The 18,845-nt window shown below is 50.3% G+C and carries 16 protein-coding genes and 1 pseudogene; 8 read left to right on the forward strand and 9 right to left on the reverse strand.

Features of this window, described 5'->3' with window-relative positions:
• The first annotated feature begins 6 nt into the window (after positions 1-6).
• On the forward strand, positions 7-1,779 hold the full coding sequence (locus tag ACXI0A_RS25145) for a GMC oxidoreductase (protein WP_476146261.1): 1,773 nt from the start codon (positions 7-9) through the stop codon (positions 1,777-1,779).
• Position 1,780: 1 nt separating this feature from the next.
• Entirely contained in the window at positions 1,781-3,091 is a 1,311-nt protein-coding gene (locus ACXI0A_RS25150; protein WP_476146259.1) for a c-type cytochrome, read from the forward strand.
• Positions 3,092-3,413: 322 nt separating this feature from the next.
• On the opposite strand, the gene ACXI0A_RS25155 is transcribed toward ACXI0A_RS25150, so the two are convergent.
• The 4 genes from ACXI0A_RS25155 to ACXI0A_RS25170 all read right to left on the reverse strand — a co-directional run bounded on the left by ACXI0A_RS25155 (position 3,414) and on the right by ACXI0A_RS25170 (position 5,948).
• Positions 3,414-3,575, reverse strand: a complete 162-nt coding sequence (locus ACXI0A_RS25155; protein WP_476147138.1) for a DUF2243 domain-containing protein — start codon at positions 3,573-3,575, stop codon at positions 3,414-3,416.
• A gap of 81 nt (positions 3,576-3,656) precedes the next feature.
• Positions 3,657-3,890: a putative cation transport regulator ChaB gene (gene chaB / locus ACXI0A_RS25160; RefSeq protein ID WP_337022821.1), complete on the reverse strand. Its 234-nt coding sequence runs from the start codon at positions 3,888-3,890 to the stop codon at positions 3,657-3,659.
• Between the two features lie 255 nt (positions 3,891-4,145).
• The gene (locus ACXI0A_RS25165) at positions 4,146-4,358 is read right to left on the reverse strand and encodes a hypothetical protein (protein ID WP_224932911.1); all 213 of its coding nucleotides are present in this window, start codon (positions 4,356-4,358) and stop codon (positions 4,146-4,148) included.
• A 579-nt stretch (positions 4,359-4,937) separates the two neighbouring features.
• Positions 4,938-5,948: a hypothetical protein gene (locus ACXI0A_RS25170; RefSeq protein WP_476146256.1), complete on the reverse strand. Its 1,011-nt coding sequence runs from the start codon at positions 5,946-5,948 to the stop codon at positions 4,938-4,940.
• A gap of 747 nt (positions 5,949-6,695) precedes the next feature.
• Here ACXI0A_RS25170 and ACXI0A_RS25175 point away from each other — a divergent pair.
• The 4 genes and pseudogenes from ACXI0A_RS25175 to ACXI0A_RS25190 all read left to right on the forward strand — a co-directional run bounded on the left by ACXI0A_RS25175 (position 6,696) and on the right by ACXI0A_RS25190 (position 12,966).
• Positions 6,696-7,853 (forward strand): EAL domain-containing protein, encoded by a 1,158-nt coding sequence (locus tag ACXI0A_RS25175; RefSeq protein WP_476146254.1) that lies wholly within the window; start codon positions 6,696-6,698, stop codon positions 7,851-7,853.
• 301 nt (positions 7,854-8,154) lie between these two features.
• A complete protein-coding gene (locus ACXI0A_RS25180; RefSeq protein ID WP_476146253.1) occupies positions 8,155-8,331 on the forward strand; it encodes a KGG domain-containing protein in 177 nt (58 codons plus the stop codon).
• Between the two features lie 435 nt (positions 8,332-8,766).
• Positions 8,767-10,548, forward strand: coding sequence for a thiamine pyrophosphate-requiring protein (locus ACXI0A_RS25185; RefSeq protein WP_476146251.1), 1,782 nt, complete (start codon positions 8,767-8,769; stop codon positions 10,546-10,548).
• Between the two features lie 66 nt (positions 10,549-10,614).
• Positions 10,615-12,966 (forward strand): annotated as a pseudogene (locus ACXI0A_RS25190) (phosphoketolase family protein).
• A 92-nt stretch (positions 12,967-13,058) separates the two neighbouring features.
• Here the strand turns inward: ACXI0A_RS25190 and ACXI0A_RS25195 are convergent.
• The 3 genes from ACXI0A_RS25195 to ACXI0A_RS25205 form a co-directional block, all read right to left on the reverse strand.
• Positions 13,059-13,574, reverse strand: coding sequence for a DUF892 family protein (locus ACXI0A_RS25195; RefSeq protein ID WP_476146249.1), 516 nt, complete (start codon positions 13,572-13,574; stop codon positions 13,059-13,061).
• Positions 13,575-13,598: 24 nt separating this feature from the next.
• The gene (locus ACXI0A_RS25200; protein WP_182058583.1) at positions 13,599-14,072 is read right to left on the reverse strand and encodes a YciE/YciF ferroxidase family protein; all 474 of its coding nucleotides are present in this window, start codon (positions 14,070-14,072) and stop codon (positions 13,599-13,601) included.
• A 143-nt stretch (positions 14,073-14,215) separates the two neighbouring features.
• Positions 14,216-14,383: a KGG domain-containing protein gene (locus ACXI0A_RS25205; RefSeq protein WP_476146247.1), complete on the reverse strand. Its 168-nt coding sequence runs from the start codon at positions 14,381-14,383 to the stop codon at positions 14,216-14,218.
• 230 nt (positions 14,384-14,613) lie between these two features.
• On the opposite strand from ACXI0A_RS25205, the gene ACXI0A_RS25210 reads away from it, so the two are divergent.
• Together ACXI0A_RS25210 and budC are read left to right on the forward strand one after the other, a co-directional pair.
• Positions 14,614-15,747, forward strand: coding sequence for an alcohol dehydrogenase catalytic domain-containing protein (locus ACXI0A_RS25210; RefSeq protein WP_476146245.1), 1,134 nt, complete (start codon positions 14,614-14,616; stop codon positions 15,745-15,747).
• Positions 15,748-15,928: 181 nt separating this feature from the next.
• Positions 15,929-16,693: a meso-2,3-butanediol dehydrogenase gene (gene budC / locus ACXI0A_RS25215; RefSeq protein ID WP_476146243.1), complete on the forward strand. Its 765-nt coding sequence runs from the start codon at positions 15,929-15,931 to the stop codon at positions 16,691-16,693.
• A gap of 29 nt (positions 16,694-16,722) precedes the next feature.
• On the opposite strand, the gene ACXI0A_RS25220 is transcribed toward budC, so the two are convergent.
• Positions 16,723-17,214, reverse strand: coding sequence for a nicotinamide-nucleotide amidohydrolase family protein (locus ACXI0A_RS25220; protein WP_476146241.1), 492 nt, complete (start codon positions 17,212-17,214; stop codon positions 16,723-16,725).
• Positions 17,215-17,960: 746 nt separating this feature from the next.
• Positions 17,961-18,650, reverse strand: a complete 690-nt coding sequence (locus ACXI0A_RS25225) for a YetF domain-containing protein (RefSeq protein WP_476146239.1) — start codon at positions 18,648-18,650, stop codon at positions 17,961-17,963.
• Positions 18,651-18,845: the final 195 nt, after the last annotated feature.

An 18,845-nucleotide genomic window follows, 5' to 3' on the forward strand; every position in this document is an offset into this window, starting at 1 on the left:
TAAACTATGAATAACGTCCGTCCAAAAGCTGATGTCGCCATCGTCGGCCTGGGCTGGTGCGGCTCTTTGATCGCCGAAGAGCTGACCCGCGCTGGCCTGAATGTCGTTGCCATTGAACGTGGCCCGTGGTTTGAAACCGCGACAGATTTTCCGCCATCGGTCGATACCGATGAACTGCGCTGGGATACGCGCCGCAGTATGCTGCTGCCGCCCGCCGTCGAAACCACCACTTTTCGCAATAACGTCACACAAACCGCGCTACCGAGCCGGGAATGGAACCTTAACGAGCTGGGTTATAACGTGGGGGGATCGGGCACGCACTGGGCGGGGATGGCCTGGCGATTCACACCTTTTGATTTTGAACCTTACAGCCAGACAGTGAAGCGTTACGGCAAGCAGCAAATCGCCAAAGGCGTGATCCTGCAGGACTGGGGTGTGACCTATGATGAGCTGGAACCTTTCTACGATCGCTTTGAAAAGATCGCGGGTGTTTCGGGCAAAGCCGGCAAGTTAAACGGTGAAACCATTGAAGGCGGCAATCCGTTTGAAGGTAACCGCAGCAGCGAGTATCCGTTACCAGCGCTCGAAAGCATGCGCCTCACCGATATCTTCGCCGAAGGCGCGAAGAAAATTGGACTCAACCCCTTTATGGTGCCTGCAGGTCAGGCTTCACGCGCCTATGTTAACCCGCTAGGTGTGCGCATGGGGCCCTGTACCTATTGTGGCTACTGCCTTTATTACGGCTGCGGCAACTTCTCCAAATCCAGTCCAAACGCCTGTGTTATTCCGGCGCTGATGCAGCGTGAGAACTTCACGGTGCTGACGGATTCAGCGGTAGTTCGCGTCAACAAGGCAGAAGACGGCAAAACTGCCACCGGTGTGACCTATCTCGATAAGAACAAGAAGGAGTGGGTGCAACCGGCTGACATCGTGATCCTCTCTGCTTTCCAGATGCAAAACGTCCGTCTGTTGCTGCTGTCGAAAATCGGGGTGCCTTATAACCCGGTGACCAAAACCGGTGTGGTAGGGCGAGCCTACAGCTTCCAGACCGTGTCGGGCGCGGCGCTCCACTTCAAAGATGAGAATCTGAACCAATACATTGGCGCAGGCGCGCTTTCTTCCCAAGTCGATGACTGGAACGGCGATAACTTTGACCATAAGGGCCTTGGCTTTATCGGCGGAGCAGGCATTTTAGTCGTGGCGCGTGGTGCGCGTCCCATCGGGAATGCCGATGCGCTGCCACCTGGCTCGCCGCGCTGGGGTAAAGAGTGGAAGAAAGCCTATACCCACGCTTTCCAAAACACTACCTTCATTTTCGGCCAGGGCACCAGCTTCTCGCACGAAGATTACTACCTTGACCTCGATCCTGAGTACAAGGATGACAACGGCAACCCGCTGCTGCGTGTCACCTTCGACTACAACGATAACGATCGCCGTTCGGCGAAGTTCATCGAAGAGAAGAGTGTTGAGATCGGGAAGGCGATGGGCGCTGAAATCGTCATCGGCACCAACTCTGCTTCGGGGGCTTATTCTCCATATAACTTTGCCAGCGATCACACCATTGGCGGTGCGGTCATGGGCAGCGATCCGAAAACGTCGGTGCTCAACCGTTATCAGCAGTGTTGGGATGCGCACAACGTGTTTGTGCTGGGGGCGTCTTCCTTCCCTAACAATGCGGGTTACAACCCAACGGGCACCATTGGCGCTCTGAGTTTGTGGACGGCGAAAGCCATTATCGAGCAGTACCTGAAAAATCCAGGTCCGTTGGTGAAGGTGTGAGATGAAAAAGAGCAAACTCATTGCGGGCGTGGCGGTGATCGCTGCGGCCGTGGCAGCGGGCATGCTGTGGATGAACGGCGATACCTCAGCGGATGATGTCGCCAGCAACAACGTTCTCACCAGCCAACCGCCAACGGCGGCAGACAACGACGCCATTGAACGTGGACGTTATGTGGCGATAGCCAGTGACTGTACCGCCTGTCACACCAAGCCGGAGAGTAAACTGCCATTAGCTGGAGGTTACTCTATCAGTACGCCATTTGGCGGCATTTATGCCAGCAACATTACGCCGGATAGCGAAACCGGTATTGGCAACTGGACCGAGCGGGATTTCTTTCGTGCGGTGCGTCACGGCAAGGGCAAAGAGGGCGAGCATCTCTATCCTGCCATGCCTTACAACGCTTACGTCAAGTTGACCGATCAGGATATGCATGATCTGTGGATGTATCTGCGTTCGGTAAAACCGATTCATTATCAGGTGCCCGAAACCAATCTGGGCTTTCCTTATAATATCCGGCTGGCGATGATGGGATGGAATCTGCTGTTTTTCAGAAACGAAGGTTTCCAGGTAGACAACAGTAAAAGTGCTGAATGGAACCGAGGCGCTTATCTGGTGGAAGGGCCGGAACACTGTGCCGCCTGTCACACAGCTAAGAACCTGATCGGCGGTGACAGCAGTGATTATCTGCAGGGCGGTAATCTGGGCGAGTGGCATGCACCTGATATCACCCCTAATCTGCATGTCGGCATTGGACGTTGGTCTGAGCAGCAGGTGGTGGATTACCTCAAGCTCGGCAGCAACCATGTGGCTGTCGCGTCTGGCCCAATGGCGGAAGCCGTGACCAACTCAACGCAGCATTTAACCGAAGCTGACTTGCGCGCGATTGCGGTATATCTCAAGCAAGTGCCGGCATCGACCGCGACGTTGCCGCAACCCTTGTCGATGGACAATGCGCAAATGAAGATGGGTGAAAATGTCTATTCAGCCAACTGTACGGCCTGCCATAACAGCGATGGCAAAGGGATTCCTAACCTCGCGGCGAGCCTGGCAAATAACCCTGGCCTGTTAGCGGATGATGCCTCTTCGATCATCACGACGGTGCTGCAAGGAGGACGCGGGGCGGTCACTGCAGGCAACCCAACCAGCGGTGCGATGCCTTCGTTTGCCTGGAAGCTTTCGGACGAACAGGTGGCAGCGGTGGCAACCTACCTACGCAACAGCTGGGGAAATGCGGCAAAACCGGTGACATCGGATGAGGTGGCAGACAAGCGAGCCCTGCTGCGCCTGCCTCCGCAGATGGCAGCGCATTAATCGGGTTTACATGACAGGCCGTCCGGAAGGGCGGCCTGAATCCTTTCCCTAAAATTCCCACTAAATTCTTCCTAAAAATGAACCTTTACTGAAGATCTCTTCCTTTGGAGCCAAATTGGGTCTGATAAGAAGACTTGTAAGGCTATTTACTCATCTGCAGTTTCAATAATCCATAATGCTTCTACCGACAGGTCGCTTTCACTAAAGCATAGGATTAGTCATTACTCATTATCGCGGGCGCGATCACTTCTGATTGTCATAAACTCAGACAATGCACTGCGATACCTGAACCAGCTCGCAAACAAACCAGTAATCAGCAAGTTCAGCTATACCAGTCAAAGAAGTGATGCCAGGCAAGCAGCTGATAAAATATGATCTCATCTATTGCAGCCATCACGCCGAATTCCAGCGGAACGGCGGAGAAGAACGAACATTTCAGGTCACAATGATCAATATGTTTGCTAAATGACAAATCATTCTCCATGAGGGGGGATAAACTGTACCAAACCTTGGCTAAAACCAGCAATCTCAATGAATGATCAATACATTACTCATTAGAATTTGATCAAGACTTCTTCTTATGCCATTTATCATCACTGCCTTTTTCGTACGTATGTTTGACTGCAGCCCAGGCTACTTTATGTGATACTTCTTCGCGGGAGCTGTCATCTTGACGGTCCTTTTTATCCTTATACTCATCCCAGGCACTGTTAAAAGCTGCAAGATAAATATCCTGCGCATGAGCAGGGAGTACGTGCTTAACGCTGTCTGGCAGGGAATCTCGTGATTTATACGGCATTGTTGGCCTCCTGTGATGAGAGACTTAAGCCTGGTTCAGTTATGGCAATTTTCAACGTAAACCTAAGTGAATAAGGTTAATTGAGCAAAGCTTTCGCATACCCAATCAAATGAAAGGTAAAAACGCAGAGGCAAGACGAAAAAGCTTAATGACTTTGTGCTTATAAGCGAGGCGTTAAATAAGAGGAAGACAATTTATTAACCTCTCAGTTTATAGCTTAAACCACAAAAAAACTTTTTCGTCCTAAATTGACTATCAGTCTCCGCTTCCTTTTCGCAACCAGAAAAGAGCATCATCAGTTACGCGAATTATGGCCGGGATCGAGGATTCACGCTTCTTCTTTTCAAGCATAGCTATGATGCTTTCGCGGCTGATATTCATGCTGCGTTCAACAAGCTCCAGTACCGCCTCGCCAATAATGCCAGTTAATAGAGGGGCTGAAGACAGGTCTGCGTATGTTTTTTTCATAAGAACATCCCTTTATATGATGTGGTCGTCAGAAATTTATACTGATAAGACCTCTTACCTGCAATGAGAATTTGTATAAAAAAACTATCGGTAACTCATTTATGATCCAGACCTGCAGGCAAAGTAGTGAATCAACCTGCCGACGTTTAATCTCCACACGAGCAAGGCATGAAAACTCACTATGTCATCTTTTTTTTGGCAGTGGACATCGGTAGCGAGGGGCGTATTTAACGGGAGAACAGTTAGTGCAATCACTACTTTTCTCGAGCTTTGCTTATTGAGAGAGTTCTTCTCACCTTGATGGAAGGTGCAGGTAAATCGCTTCGGTTTAAATTGAAGGCAATGGGCAGGGAGTGGTTACAATTGATTAATTAAAAGCTTTTAATAGTTCGTTTTGCTTTTCTTCACAAAGCGAAACGAGAATTAAAACTTCTTAATTTTCCTCGGAAAATTCGTTAGTTGCGAATCAAACGGTATAGCTTTGACGCTCATGCCGCCATGTGTTTTTACTGCACATAGCGGCATGTTTTTAGCAAGATGTTTTGATGATTGCAATAATACGTTTCGCCCCTCACTTTGTCAGAGAGGTCGTTCACCAGCCAGAACGGTATGAGGCTGAGTGCGTCTGCCAATGCGTCCGAATACAGCAGCCAGCACGCCCTCAATAATCAATACGAAGAAGGTGAACCAGCTGGCTCTGGCGGTTGCGGCGGCAGCCTTTTCAGCGGCTTCACGGGCTTTCTGCTCAGCCTGCTGTTTCAGTTGCTGAAACTGTGCCATGGCTTTCTGATAACTCTCAACCGTCTGGTTAACGATCTGCTCAGCTTCCTGATCGCTCTTACCTGTCCGGGCTTTAATAATGTTTTTGAGCGCATCCCGGTCGGCAGCCTGAAGGGTGTCTGAATGACGATTAATAACTCCACGGATCCAGTTCACGATATCGTTATCCGCATTTTGCGGGTTCTGAGCCGTTTGTTTAGCCTGATCTTGTGCGCTATTTGCCTCACTGTTCACATCCTGCTGAAGCTTATCCGGCTGAAGTTCAGGCTTATCTGTCTGACGGAGGGTGGCCTGTAACTCATTCTGGAGCGAATCTAAATTAATATTATTCTCCTGAAGTTTCTCTTTGGCCATGTTCCCGACAGACGGGGCAACGGCTGAAACACCACTGCCTAGCGCACTTGCTCCGGCACCCAGGATATTAAATGCGCCTCCGATAATCCCAGTTGCCAGTGAAAATGCAAGCCAGAGGGTGATAAGTGTACTGACACCAAACATCAGTAATCCGTGCAGTGCGCCCTCGCGTTGAGCCAGCCTGCCAGCCACGTAACCGCCGGCGATGATGGCGATAAGCATACTGACACCCGTCCATATCAGCGCGCCGGTCCCTATATGTTCAAGTGGATTGCGTTCCTGTTGAGGGTCAATGACAGAAGCACCAATCGCAGTGCCGAGTAATCCTAATAAAATATGAACAATAAGCGCGGCGATAACACCCGCAAATACCGCGCTCCATGAAATACGTTTTAGCGGCAGGCCGCCATGAGGTTCTGTGATAACCGCACCATCATTAACCCAACGTTCAGCCATGATCGTTCTCCTGAATTTATTTTTACCATCTGAAAAAGAAACGCATGCGTTATGATTTAGCGTAGTCACAGTTTAAATTTAAACCCATTTTTTATGTCAGAAACAGTGATGGACTATACGAAGTGATTTTTAAGGCAATGTATAAGTGGTAAGGGAAATCATGGCTTCAGGTTCCCTTTAATCAACAGAGAAATAAACGGGTCTCGAAAAAATTTGATTGTTATCAATTAGTCATTGGGTTTGTTGAGGTTGTTATTTGACTAAGTGTTGCGGATTCTTGACATTAGGTTATCCGATGCCGTTTCGCTTAAAAAACTACTCGTCTAAGACTTGGGGGAAATCTTTGGTTGGTGACTCGCTCTCTTATAAAATAAAAAATCCCACCGAAGCGGGCAGAGAAGGAACATGGAATTCCTTATCCTTGATTAACCTAAGAATAAACTGAAAGCTTACATTTTTAATGTAGCGTATTAATAATCATTTGCCATATGGCCGGTGCAACTTTCTATACGGTTACTCTATAAACGAAGCGATTTAGTGATCATGCGTTCAAGCCATAAATGCCAAAATTCCCCATTAATGCACTGTCATGCATCTCTTCTTAGCCTTAAGTTGCTCAAGTCCATAGCAGTTAGAACCGGCATAAAAATGAGAATTGAAGGCTGGAATTCAATTACCGGTCCGGTTTGATATTGGGTCGGTCGCTGTTACTGTGCAGGGGACAATCTGCGACATTATGGAGCCGAAATGCTTACAACAATAATATACCGAAGTCATCTTCGTGATGATGTACCCGTGAACATCCTGCCTGATATGGTTGCAAGGGCCAGCCTTCTTAATGCCCGGCACAAGGTAACAGGAATACTGTTGTTCAATGGAACGCACTTCTTCCAAATCCTGGAAGGGCCGGAAGAAGGTGTACAGCATATTTACGAGCGTATCTGTTCCGATTCACGACATCATAATGTCGTTGAACTGATGCGTGACTATTCGCCCTCACGCCGATTCGGTAACCACGGCATGGAATTGTTCGACCTGCGTCAGCATGAAGCAGCCAGTGTTCTGCAGGCGGTTCTGGACCGGGGGACGTCCAGATATCGTCTGACCTACGATGATCGCGGCCTTCAGTTTCTCCGGACCTTTGTGGAAGCGCGCGAGAAAGAGAATTACTTTGAAGTGCTGCCTGCTGAATACTGGGATTTTGTTCCGGGTAATGAGGCGCCACCTGCTGCGTCGGGCGTCTCCTTCAGACCTGTTGTTGATCCGCTTGGACGGGAAGTCACCGCGATTGAAGCCATTCCCGAGATTTTACCGGGCGGAGTGACCGGAGAGGAGCGATACCTTCATAATCTCACTGCAGTGATTGAAGCTTTGCGGATAGCGGGCGGAACCTGTCCCGATGGTATGACGTTGTATGTCAGTATTTTGCCTATGACGCTGGTTTCTGTGCCTGATGCTATCGGGACACTTGTCAAAGAAATCGAAAGTGCAGGACTCCTGCCAGAGCAAATTATACTTGGCGTCAGCGAGACGGAAGTCATCTCCAGTCTTGATGCGTTTAGTGCCGCGGTTCGTCAGCTTAAGCAGGCCGGCATCAGCCTGTCCATTGATAACTTTGGTGACGGTTCTGCCGGCCTTTCTCTTCTCGCATACGTTCAGCCTGACCGTATTCGTGTCGGTGCCAGCATTGTGCGCAATATTCATCAAAGTGGTCCTAAACAGGCTGTGGTGCAGGCTGTGATACGTTGCTGCTCAGCCCTTGAAATCAAGGTGATCGTTGCAGGCATTGAGCGTCCCGAAGAGTGGATGTGGCTTGAAGCGGCGGGTGTCATTGATTTCCAGGGCAGTCTGTTCTCGTCTGAAGGCGCGGTAGTGGCCTGGCCGGAAATCCGCGATGCTATCTGACATTAGAGTGTTAACGTGCATGGCTGTGATGATCTAAATCTTATAAAGCGCCCGATGCAGCACCAGGAATATTTAGAGTGAACTCGCATTCTTCTCCTTAAAGGCCGCATATATTTGCGGCTTTTTTCAAATATTTCCAGGACCAGGCATTCTTTTTTTTTAGTAAAAAAACAGGGGCGCTTTCCGCTTCGGTTATAGGCTCGATTTTCATGCATTTGAACTAAATGCTTACCGCTTCGCTACTTAATTAACCCTTTTGTGTCTAGAGTTTGGAAGGAACTTAACCCAAACCGGAGGCATTATGGGTGTTAGAAGAGGCGGTGCCGGCAACTTTGCTGAGAACAGAGAACGGGCAGCAGAAGCAGGGCGGAAAGGAGGGCATATCAGTGGCGGTAATTTCCGATTTGACCCTGAGCGAGCCGCAGAAGCGGGTCGTAAAGGTGGGAAAATAAGCCGCCGAGGAAAACCTGATATCTGATATTTTCACCGTCCCTCGCGGGGCAAGATTCAGTAGGTCACACCTACTGCAGTGTTTCGTGCCACATAAGGGACAGCTATGACTTATTCTGCCACCAGAATTTATGTTTTCAGCAAGCAGGATGCTGATGGATGTTGCTTCCTCCACCAGTCTCATTGTCGATTCGTTCCGGATATCTTCAACCGCGTGACGATGGGATCGTTTTATACCCCACTTCACGCCTGGCAATATTTTTTCACGCATTTTTCTACAGGCAGGGCAGTGCTCTGTTTGTACTGCATGAGAGAAACATGAGTGCAGTTCATCTGCGGCACGCTTAACGGTTTGCGGCACCTGGAAACTTTCATTTAACCCTCTTCTGGCTGCTACTGAGCAGGCCATAATTTCTCAACGGCTATCCTTAGGGGTTATGTGATCAGCGAAGGAGAGACCACAATGAGCATCAAGACCAGTGATTTTTTTGTCCAGCGCCTGAAAGAGTGGGGCGTGACGCGCATTTACGGTTACCCGGGGGACGGAATCAATGGGGTGCTGGGTGCCATTCAGCGCGCAAATGAAAAGGGCGATGGCATTGAGTTTATTCAGGTGCGCCATGAGGAAATGGCGGCCTTTATGGCCGCCGGTCACGCTAAGTTTACCGGCGAGCTGGGTGTCTGCCTGTCCACGGGCGGGCCGGGGGCAACCCACCTTTTAACCGGGCTTTATGATGCCAAAATGGATCATGCTCCTGTACTGGCCATTGCCGGGCAGGCAGAGGTAACGGCGAGAGGCGCAAGCTATCAGCAGGAAATGAACCTCGATCGGGTGTTTGCGGATGTGGCGAATTTTGTACAGGAAGCTGCCGCCCCTGCTCAGGTGCGGCATCTCGTCGATCGTGGCGTGCGTATTGCCAAAGCGCAGAACGGCGTTGCCGTGCTGATCATCCCAAAAGATATACAGGATGAAGAGTGGCAGTCACCGCCACATCTGCACGGGTTTACCCATTCAGGCAGTGGCTATCATCGCCCCAAAATTATCCCCTATGAAGCCGATTTGCAGCGCGCCGCCGATGTGCTCAATGCGGGGAGTAAAGTGGCAATCCTGATTGGCTCTGGCGCACGCGGCGCGGCGGTTGAAGTCGTCCAGGCGGCAAATCAACTTGGAGCTGGCGTTGCCAAAGCATTGCTGGGCAAAGATGTGCTCCCCGATGACGCCCCTTTTGTGACCGGCTCCATAGGCCTGCTGGGCACTAAACCTTCCTGGGAGTTAATGCAGAACTGCGACACGCTGCTGATGATTGGCAGCGGTTTTCCCTGGACGGAGTTCCTGCCAAAAGAGGGGCAGACACGTGCCGTGCAAATCGATATCGACCCGGCCATGCTCGGCTTACGCTATCCCTGTGAGGTGAATCTTCACGGCGATGCTGCTGAAACCCTGCGTGCACTCCTGCCATTGCTGGATCACAAAGAGGATCGCAGCTGGCAGGAAGAGATTGCGGTGCAGGTTCAGGACTGGTGGAAGCAGATGGAAGAGCGAGCGCTGGCACCAGCCAATCCCGTCAATCCCCAGCGGGTGGTGTGGGAGATGTCTCCGCAGCTGCCGGATAACGCTATCGTCACTTCTGATTCCGGATCCTGTGCAAACTGGTTTGCGCGCGATTATCGCGTCAAGCAGGGACAACGGGCCACGCTGTCAGGCGGGCTTGCCTGTATGGGTGCTGCCGTCCCTTATGCGATCGCGGCCAAATTTGCGCACCCTGAACGCCCGGTTGTCGCGCTGGTAGGTGATGGCGCCATGCAGATGAACAACATGGCAGAGCTGATTACCATCCAGAAATACTGGCAGCAGTGGACGGATAGCCGTTTGATTGTCTGCGTATTCAACAATCAGGATTTGAATCAGGTGACCTGGGAGCAGCGCGTCATGGAGGGCAATCCCCGCTTCGAAGCCACGCAGCAATTGCCTGATGTGAAGTACGCTGAGTTTGCTGAATCACTGGGGCTGGTGGGCATTTATGTAGACAACCCCGAACAGCTGGCCAGCGCCTGGCAACGTGCGCTAAGCGCAGATCGCCCCGTATTGCTTGAGGTCAAAACTGACCCGGAAGTGGCTCCGCTCCCACCACATATCACCTTTAAACAGGCTAAAGCCTTTATGTCATCGATGGCAAAAGGCGATCATGGAACCTCTCAGATACTCAAAGATACGGCAAGCCAGCTGTTTTCTAAAAAAAGGTAACGAAAGGTGGTCCTGGGGGCCGCATTTTCACAAGTCAACGACGAACGCAACATCGGAGGAACAGGTATGACGACAGTCACCGGGGCCAATGAACTTGCTCTCATAGACAGATACTGGCGCGCGGCTAATTACCTCTCTGTGGGACAAATCTATCTCATGGCAAATCCGCTTCTGCGAAAACCCCTGAAGCCAGAACATATCAAACCTCGTTTGCTGGGGCATTGGGGAACCACGCCGGGCCTGAACTTTATCTATGCTCATCTCAACCGCATTATTCGCCAGCGCGACCGTGATCTCCTTTACGTCTGCGGGCCCGGGCATGGCGGCCCTGGCATGGTAGCTAACAGCTGGCTGGAAGGGAACTATAGCGAAATTTATCCTCACGTCAGTGAAGATGAAGAGGGAATGCAGAGGCTGTTTAAACAGTTTTCTTTCCCGGGCGGGATACCGAGCCACGCTGCCCCTGAAACGCCGGGCTCGATTAATGAAGGGGGCGAACTTGGCTATTCACTGTCGCATGCGTTTGGCGCGGCCTTCGATAATCCTGAACTGGTGGTGCCCTGTGTCATCGGTGACGGTGAAGCGGAGACGGGGCCACTGGCTGCCAGCTGGCACGGCATTAAATTTCTGAATGCTCAGCGAGATGGTGCGGTGCTGCCAATTCTGCATCTCAACGGTTATAAAATCGCAAACCCAACGTTGCTGGGACGCAGCAGTCATGAAGATCTTCAGCAGCTTTTTAGTGGCTATGGATATACCCCGCTCTTTTCCAGCGGTCACGAGCCGCTTGCCATGCACCAGCAAATGGCCACCGCGCTGGACACGGCGTTTGATATCATTGCTGATATCCAGCAGCAGGCGCGCAGCGGTAATGCAACTGATGTTGTGCCACGCTGGCCCATGATTATTCTGCGAAGCCCGAAAGGATGGACCGGCCCGCGTGAGGTGGATGGCAAAAAGGTGGAGGGATTCTGGCGCGCCCATCAGGTACCAGTTTCCGCTTGTCGTGAGGATGACGGCCATCGGCAGATCCTTGAGCAGTGGATGCGCAGCTATCAGCCGCAGGAACTTTTTGACCCGAGTGGAACCCTTGCCCCTGAACTGCGCGCGCTGGCCCCGAAGGGTAATAAGCGTATGGGTGCAACGCCCTATGCCAACGGGGGAAGGTTGCGCCGTGAACTTATCACGCCCGATATTCACGACTTTGCGCTGGAGACGGGTCAACCCGGCAGCACACAGGGACAGGCCACCGAACAGTTTGGCCGTTACCTCAGTGCAATCTTCCAAAAGAATCTTGATAACTTCCGACTGTTTGGCCCGGACGAAACGGCATCCAACCGTCTATCACCCGTGTTTGACGTCACCTCCCGTACCTGGATGGAACCCATCAAGGATTACGACGAACAGCTGGCCCGGGACGGACGTGTCATGGAGATCCTCAGTGAACATCAGTGTCAGGGCTGGCTGGAGGGCTATCTGCTTACAGGGCGCCACGGGCTGTTTAACTGCTATGAAGCCTTTATTCATATCGTCGATTCGATGTTTAACCAGCACGCTAAATGGCTGAAAGTCACCCGTAAGCTGGGCTGGCGACAACCCATCTCCTCGCTGAACTATCTGCTGTCGTCCCACGTCTGGCGGCAGGACCACAATGGATACAGCCATCAGGATCCGGGATTTATTGATCATGTCGCGAACAAGAAAGCCGACATTGTGCGTATTTACCTGCCGCCCGATGCCAATACGCTGCTGTGGGTGGGGGATCACTGTCTGCGAACATGGGACCGGATCAATGTCATCGTTGCAGGCAAACAACCCTCACCCCAATGGCTGGATATGGAAAGCGCCATTGCTCACTGTGAGGCAGGCATGGGCATATGACACTGGGCAAGCTGTAAGGGTGAACCTGATGTTGTCATGGCCTGTGCGGGAGACGTGCCTACCATGGAAACCCTGGCGGCAGTCGATTTGCTGAAGGGCTATCTGCCGGAATTGCTTATCAGGGTCGTCAATGTGGTGGATTTACTGGCGTTGCAGACACAGGATCAGCATCCGCATGGCAAAGCCGAAGAAGAGTTCGACGCCCTTTTCACCACGGATAAACCCGTCATCTTTGCCTTCCATGGTTATCCAAGTCTGGTGCATCGCCTGACCTATCAGAGAAACAATCACGGTAACTTCCATGTTCATGGCTTCAATGAAGAGGGTACAACCACCACACCATTCGATATGACGGTGCTGAATGAGCTAGACCGCTATCATCTGGCACAGGCTGCCATTTTGCATGTGCCGGGCTTAGCTGAGCGTCATCCGGAACTCCTCGATGATCTGCAGGAGCGAATCGCTGAGCACCATCGTTATGTAAGAGAGCATGGCGAGGATGTGCCTGAAGTGCGCGACTGGGTTTGGGGCGGATGAAGCAGTTTACACGGAGGTATTAGGCCAAATGAAAGCGGGTATGTATTTACCCGCTTCACTTTAGGGATATGGAATTTATTACGTCCGGGATTTCAGCGTTTGGCCTTTGAATCGGGATCCTCACTCAGCGTCAGGAACTGTTCGGTTAACTCTGGCAAGTGACTGATCAGCCAGTCAGACATCGCCAGTTCCTGCTCGCATATTTGCTTCAGTATTGGGACGCTTGCCGTGTCGCCGACGCGCTTAGCCGCGCTAATCAGACTGGTGTAGCTTCCCACTTCGGCATTTTCAAAGACATATCCGGCGATGGCACCTTTGATAACTTCGTCATCCGTAAACATGCCGCCAAATGCCTGTCCCATTGCAGCCATCTTTCCCATTGCATCTTTTACGCTTGAGTGTGCTATTCCATGCCTGTCCAGAATGCCTTCAAGAAGCGTCTGCTGCTGACGCGTCTCTTCAATGTGCTGCTCAATGCGCAATTGCAGCTGGGGATAATGTTCAAGTCGTTTTGCCATTTGTTCAAGCATCGTTTCAGCCTGCTTTTCCATGGCATGCGCGTCACGTAGCCAGTCATGATAATGCGAATGTGCAGAGGTAGATGACATAGGTTTCTCCAGATGGTGGCCGTGTCACTGTTTTTCAGCGATTGATGTCAGTTTCTGATCGGTGTTTTTTTCTTCATCCAGCGTCTCTTTCAAAAGCGTGGAGGCTTCTCCAAGCTGAAGCTTGATGGCCAGTGCAATCAGCGTGCCGTATGTCGCGATTTCGTAATGTTCCACTTTCTGGGCGGCACCAATGAGGCCTGCATCTCTGACGGGACCGGCTTCAGTCGCTTCGATCAATTCCTGCGCTTCTTCAACCAGACCTTCAAGCGCGTGACATTTCATACGCACAATCCGCACTTCCTCATGTGATTCCACAAGTTGATCGAGACGTTCAATCTGACCCTGCGTTTCTTCAAGGTGATGCTGAAAGGCCTCTTTAAGTTTTGGCTCGGATGCTGCACGGATCATTTTTGGGAGGGCGCGGGTGATTTGTTTTTCAGCACTATAAACATCGGACAGGTCATGGATAAATAAATCGAGAAGTGTTTTAACTTTCATAGGGTAAACTCCAGCGAGTTCTTGACGGATTGGCAATTACCGTCTGAGGTAAGTGGGCAGAAAAAATAAAATTAATGGTAGGTGATTAGAAATGTAATTATTAAAAATAGCTTCCTTGATTGTTAACGATATAACAAGATTTCTCACGAACTTTGATGTCTGTTCTGACTACCTTTCTTACCTGCTGCGGAAGCTCTCTCACGATCATTTTTGAAATTACCACCGCTTGCCTGACCGCCTTTTCTTCCAGCTTCAGATGCTCTTTTTGGGTGTTCTGCAAAGTTTCCTGAACCGCCTCTATGTTGAGCCATAATATTTCCTCTTCATGAACTGTTAACGTGATGATTAGATGAAAATATGCATATAGCATTTTAATCGTAATTCACAATCAACTTCATGCAAGCGCGTCGGCACCATTAAAACCATAATCTGGAATATGTGCCATATTTGTTGTGGAGAATTGACAGATAAAAGATATAAGCGCAACGATTAAATACTTCTGTTAACTTTTAACCACTCAGATAATGGCTAAGGCGATATTATGAAAGCAATTATTTACAACGGCCCATTTAACGTAACGGTAAAAAATGTTCCTGATGCAAAAATTGAGCGTCCCGGGGATGCATTAATCCGGATAACCACCACGAATATATGCGGTTCGGATCTGCATATGTATGAAGGACGTACCAGCTTTGAAGAAGGACGGATTTTTGGCCATGAAAACATGGGTGAGGTCGTTGAAGTTGGCCAGGGAGTGGAGCGAATCAAAGTGGGTGATCGCGTGTGTATGCCTTTCAATGTAGGCTGTGGCTTTTGTGAAAACTGTGAAAAAGGCCTGACCGGATTTTGTCTGACAGCTAACCCGGGAAGTGCGGGCGCCGCTTATGGTTTTGCTGAAATGGGGCCGTGGGACGGTGGTCAGGCGGAATTATTGCGGGTTCCTTTTGCCGATTTTAACTGCCTGGTCCTGCCAGAGGATGCGGCGGAGAAAGAAGAAGATTACGTCATGCTTTCAGATATCTTCCCGACCGGCTGGCATGCAACCGAACTGGCGGGGCTGCGTCCGGGAGAGAGCGTCGCCATCTACGGGGCGGGGCCGGTGGGGCTGATGGCCGCGCATTCAGCCATCATTAAAGGTGCCTCTCAGGTCTTTGTCATTGATACTCACAGCGATCGTCTGGCCCTTGCTGAGCAATTTGGGGCCATACCGGTTAATGCTGCCGGGGATGAAGCCGTACAGAAAATCCTTGAGCTGACTGACGGTAGGGGAACCGACTGCGGTTGTGAATGTGTCGGTTACCAGTGCTGCAATAAACACGGCCATGAAGACAACAGTGCAACTATGAATAGTCTGGTCGCCTCAACCAAGGCCACAGGCGGAATAGGCGTAGTGGGTGTCTTTGTGCCCCAGGATCCTGAAGCGGAAAGTGACCTGGCAAAAGAGGGTAAGATGCCGTTTGATTTTGGCAGCTTCTGGTTCAAGGGGCAGTCCATCCGCACTGGCCAGGCAAACGTGAAGGCCTACAACCGGCAGCTCGCACGGCTTATTCATCATAATAAAGCCAGCCCTGGCCGGATTATCTCGCACCGTCTGAGCCTTGATGAGGCTCCTGAAGGCTACAAAAAATTTGATAGCCGAGCGCCCGGTTGGACAAAAGTCATTCTTAAACCTTAAACCCAGCTCTTTAAGTTTTCGATAAGCCCTTTGCCTTGTTCAAAAGGTTAAGGGCTTACCGGGTATGCCCACGGGTATCCACTTCTATTGATGTCCCATCCTGGCGATCCTGCTTCGCTTGATCATCCCCTCATGGCTGCCAGGCTTATCACTCATTAAAAAGGCCTAAAGGAGAATAACGATGTCACGTTTTTTAGAAAAAGTTGTCGTGATCACCGGTGCGGGTTCAGGAATAGGGGCGGCCTCAGCAAAGCGTTTTGCCAGTGAAGGTGCTTCGGTGGTGCTGGTCGGAAGAACCCGTGAAAAACTCGAAACTACGCTTCATGCGCTTCCCAAGGGAGAGCATCTTATCGCGCCTTGTGACGTGTCCGATTCCGTTCAGGTCAAACAGCTGGCGGAACGGGTCGAGCAAACCTATGGCAGAGTCGATGTCCTGGTGAACAATGCGGGGAGTGTCGTTCAGGGAAAAATACATGAAGTAACCGTTGAAGACTGGAAAAAGCTGATGGGGGCTGATCTGGATGGGGTATTTCATTGCGTCCATTACTTCATGCCCTCATTGCTCAAAACTCAAGGGAATGTGGTGAACACGTCCTCGGTTTCAGGGCTGGGTGGAGACTGGGGAATGAGCGTTTATAACGCTGCCAAGGGCGGCGTGACCAATTTTACGCGCGCGCTGGCGATGGATTATGGTGCGGACGGTGTACGCGTGAATGCCATCTGCCCGGGATTTACGCTGACCGATCTTACCGAAGATATGAAAGACGATCAGGAACTGTTAAACAGGTTTTATGACCGCATTCCCCTCCAGCGGGCAGGCCAGGCTGAAGATATCGCCAGTGCAATCGCCTTCATTGCCAGCGATGATGCGCGTTATATCACAGGGGTGAACCTGCCCGTCGACGGTGGGCTGACAGCGTCTAATGGCCAACCCAAACAGGCTTAATATCTAAAAGGGGAGCGATCAGCGTTCCCCTATCTATTCTTCAAAATGCGTGTGAGTTCGGTTATGCAATACAAGGCCGCTTTCCTGACCACCTCTTCACTGTTCCCCGTAAACCATTTCTGCGATGTGCATACGCTTTCATCATCCAGACACCAGCCAAACCAGACGGTCCCGGCTGGGGTACCGTCATCGCCCCCGTCCGGTCCCGCATAGCCAGTGACAGCTATTCCGATATTGTCACCAGCAAGTGATCTGACGCCGCGCGCCATTTCGATGACAGCAGCCTCACTGACTGCAGAGTGAGTTGCAAGGATATGCGGGCTGACGTTGAGAATGCGCTGCTTAGCCGCATCGGTATAGGTTATAAAGCCGCAGTTGTAGAATCGCGTGCTGTTACTGACCGCCGCCAGGGCCGAACCGACCCAACCGGCAGTACATGACTCGGCAGTCGTTACTGTCAGTGATGTTGCTGATAGTAACTCACCCAGAATGGTAGCCGCATTGATTAGTTCTTCGTCCATGGCCGTCTCGCATGATTGAAAAAGTTTATCAGGTACATCTTCAGTGCATACATGCATTTTAACCCCTGACAGTATCAACGCTCATTATCGGTCAAAGTCATACGAAGAGCCGCTATATAGCCGGAGTCGAGTCAGTTGGGTGTACATGCATAAAATTTTTATGGTGGAGATGAGTTTAGTGCTCATTTGAGAAAAGGGGGGCAGGGACATCAGGAAAGGTATTTTCAGAACGCGTCATGAGACACCAAAGCAGGGGCAACACGCTGTTTGGGCAATCTTTATTATACCGCTGAAGCATAATAGAGGAGCTTGCAAAATTAGTAGTTAAGCTTATGAGTATTAGTGATGATTTACACTAAATCAGAGATTTACTGCGTTTTACAAATCATATTCATGAGAAGGGCTAAGCTATATTATATGTGTCAACCAAACCTATGGTAGGTGTTGTCACAGCGATTTTCCCTGGTGTTGTCACTATCATATGACACCCGCTTCGGCGGGTTTTTTTTGCCTTAAAAAGTGATTGAGATATAGGGAAGAGGCTAACCTGAATAAAGGCAGGCATGCGGTGTGAAACTTAGTGAGCGAAGGTAAATTTCTGTCCAGGTAAAATAGTCACAACGGAATATTAATAGTCTCTTTAGGTTAAAGCGGCAGAAAAAAAGTTTCCTGAATATCTAATCCTGATTGGCTTGACGCTGGGTAAGAATTTTATGAGATATCGAAAAATATGCTGCACCTGTGCTTCAAACCCGCTTTTTGCTCAATGCGAGTGACCAGGTATTGCGTCCGCATTCAGGACATCTAGGTTCTTCATATCCAGGTATCTCTCGAGTAGTGCCGCAGCGGTTACAGGCATATAAACCTGTTTCAGGGATTTGGGTGAAACAATGACGGTGTGCTTCAGGAAGTACAGATAACCCGGCCCGCACTTCTTCGTCCGGATAAAAGTAGAGGCTGAGCTGGCCATCGACCTCTACCAGCCCCAGCCGTATCTGACCAAGGTGTTCGGCCCCTTTAAGGCGTAACTCCATCAGAAACTCATCTTCTGAAATGTTCAGCCGGTCCAGATTCTCAGAAACGTACTTGCCCTCAGCGATCAGCGTTACCACTTCTCCTTCAATCAGAGTCGAGAACCACGAAGATTTGGTCATTGCCCAGGTGGTTAGTCGATACAATACTAACAATATGACAAAGACCAAAATGACGGGAAGAACAGGGACATCATCGTAAAAAGTTACATCCCCTGAAGCTGATCCTAATGTCAGGATCACCACAACTTCGAAGAGTGAGAGCTGCTGGACACCGCGCCTGCCTGAAATTTTCAAAAAGGTGAAAACGATGATATATGCAATGAGTACGCGTATAACGACTTCAAAGAGGAAGGTGTAAGGCTGATCGTTAATGAGAAATTTATGGAGGTCGAAATCTGCCATGTTTCACTCCTGAACGTTAAACCTGAATCGAGCCCTGAATCGACTTGGAACGTGAGCTATGTACTGACGCTTACTGATAACGATAAATTATAGTCAAAGGGCTTTCAATCAAGGGATTAACTTGAATAGGAGTGAGTGGGAAGTTTTAAACGGGCTTTGGATTTTAAAAGCAAAGGTGAAAAATTAATAAAGGTT

This window comes from Pantoea sp. C1E2 (assembly GCF_056491465.1).

What these genes read in the sequence shown, in the direction of transcription:
- ACXI0A_RS25145 (WP_476146261.1), top strand. Translation starts at nt 7, where the DNA reads ATGAATAACGTCCGTCCAAAAGCTGATGTCGCCATCGTCGGCCTGGGC.
- ACXI0A_RS25150 (WP_476146259.1), top strand. Translation starts at nt 1,781, where the DNA reads ATGAAAAAGAGCAAACTCATTGCGGGCGTGGCGGTGATCGCTGCGGCC.
- ACXI0A_RS25155 (WP_476147138.1), bottom strand. Translation starts at nt 3,575, where the DNA reads ATGGAGAATGATTTGTCATTTAGCAAACATATTGATCATTGTGACCTG.
- chaB (WP_337022821.1), bottom strand. Translation starts at nt 3,890, where the DNA reads ATGCCGTATAAATCACGAGATTCCCTGCCAGACAGCGTTAAGCACGTA.
- ACXI0A_RS25165 (WP_224932911.1), bottom strand. Translation starts at nt 4,358, where the DNA reads ATGAAAAAAACATACGCAGACCTGTCTTCAGCCCCTCTATTAACTGGC.
- ACXI0A_RS25170 (WP_476146256.1), bottom strand. Translation starts at nt 5,948, where the DNA reads ATGGCTGAACGTTGGGTTAATGATGGTGCGGTTATCACAGAACCTCAT.
- ACXI0A_RS25175 (WP_476146254.1), top strand. Translation starts at nt 6,696, where the DNA reads ATGCTTACAACAATAATATACCGAAGTCATCTTCGTGATGATGTACCC.
- ACXI0A_RS25180 (WP_476146253.1), top strand. Translation starts at nt 8,155, where the DNA reads ATGGGTGTTAGAAGAGGCGGTGCCGGCAACTTTGCTGAGAACAGAGAA.
- ACXI0A_RS25185 (WP_476146251.1), top strand. Translation starts at nt 8,767, where the DNA reads ATGAGCATCAAGACCAGTGATTTTTTTGTCCAGCGCCTGAAAGAGTGG.
- ACXI0A_RS25195 (WP_476146249.1), bottom strand. Translation starts at nt 13,574, where the DNA reads ATGTCATCTACCTCTGCACATTCGCATTATCATGACTGGCTACGTGAC.
- ACXI0A_RS25200 (WP_182058583.1), bottom strand. Translation starts at nt 14,072, where the DNA reads ATGAAAGTTAAAACACTTCTCGATTTATTTATCCATGACCTGTCCGAT.
- ACXI0A_RS25205 (WP_476146247.1), bottom strand. Translation starts at nt 14,383, where the DNA reads ATGGCTCAACATAGAGGCGGTTCAGGAAACTTTGCAGAACACCCAAAA.
- ACXI0A_RS25210 (WP_476146245.1), top strand. Translation starts at nt 14,614, where the DNA reads ATGAAAGCAATTATTTACAACGGCCCATTTAACGTAACGGTAAAAAAT.
- budC (WP_476146243.1), top strand. Translation starts at nt 15,929, where the DNA reads ATGTCACGTTTTTTAGAAAAAGTTGTCGTGATCACCGGTGCGGGTTCA.
- ACXI0A_RS25220 (WP_476146241.1), bottom strand. Translation starts at nt 17,214, where the DNA reads ATGGACGAAGAACTAATCAATGCGGCTACCATTCTGGGTGAGTTACTA.
- ACXI0A_RS25225 (WP_476146239.1), bottom strand. Translation starts at nt 18,650, where the DNA reads ATGGCAGATTTCGACCTCCATAAATTTCTCATTAACGATCAGCCTTAC.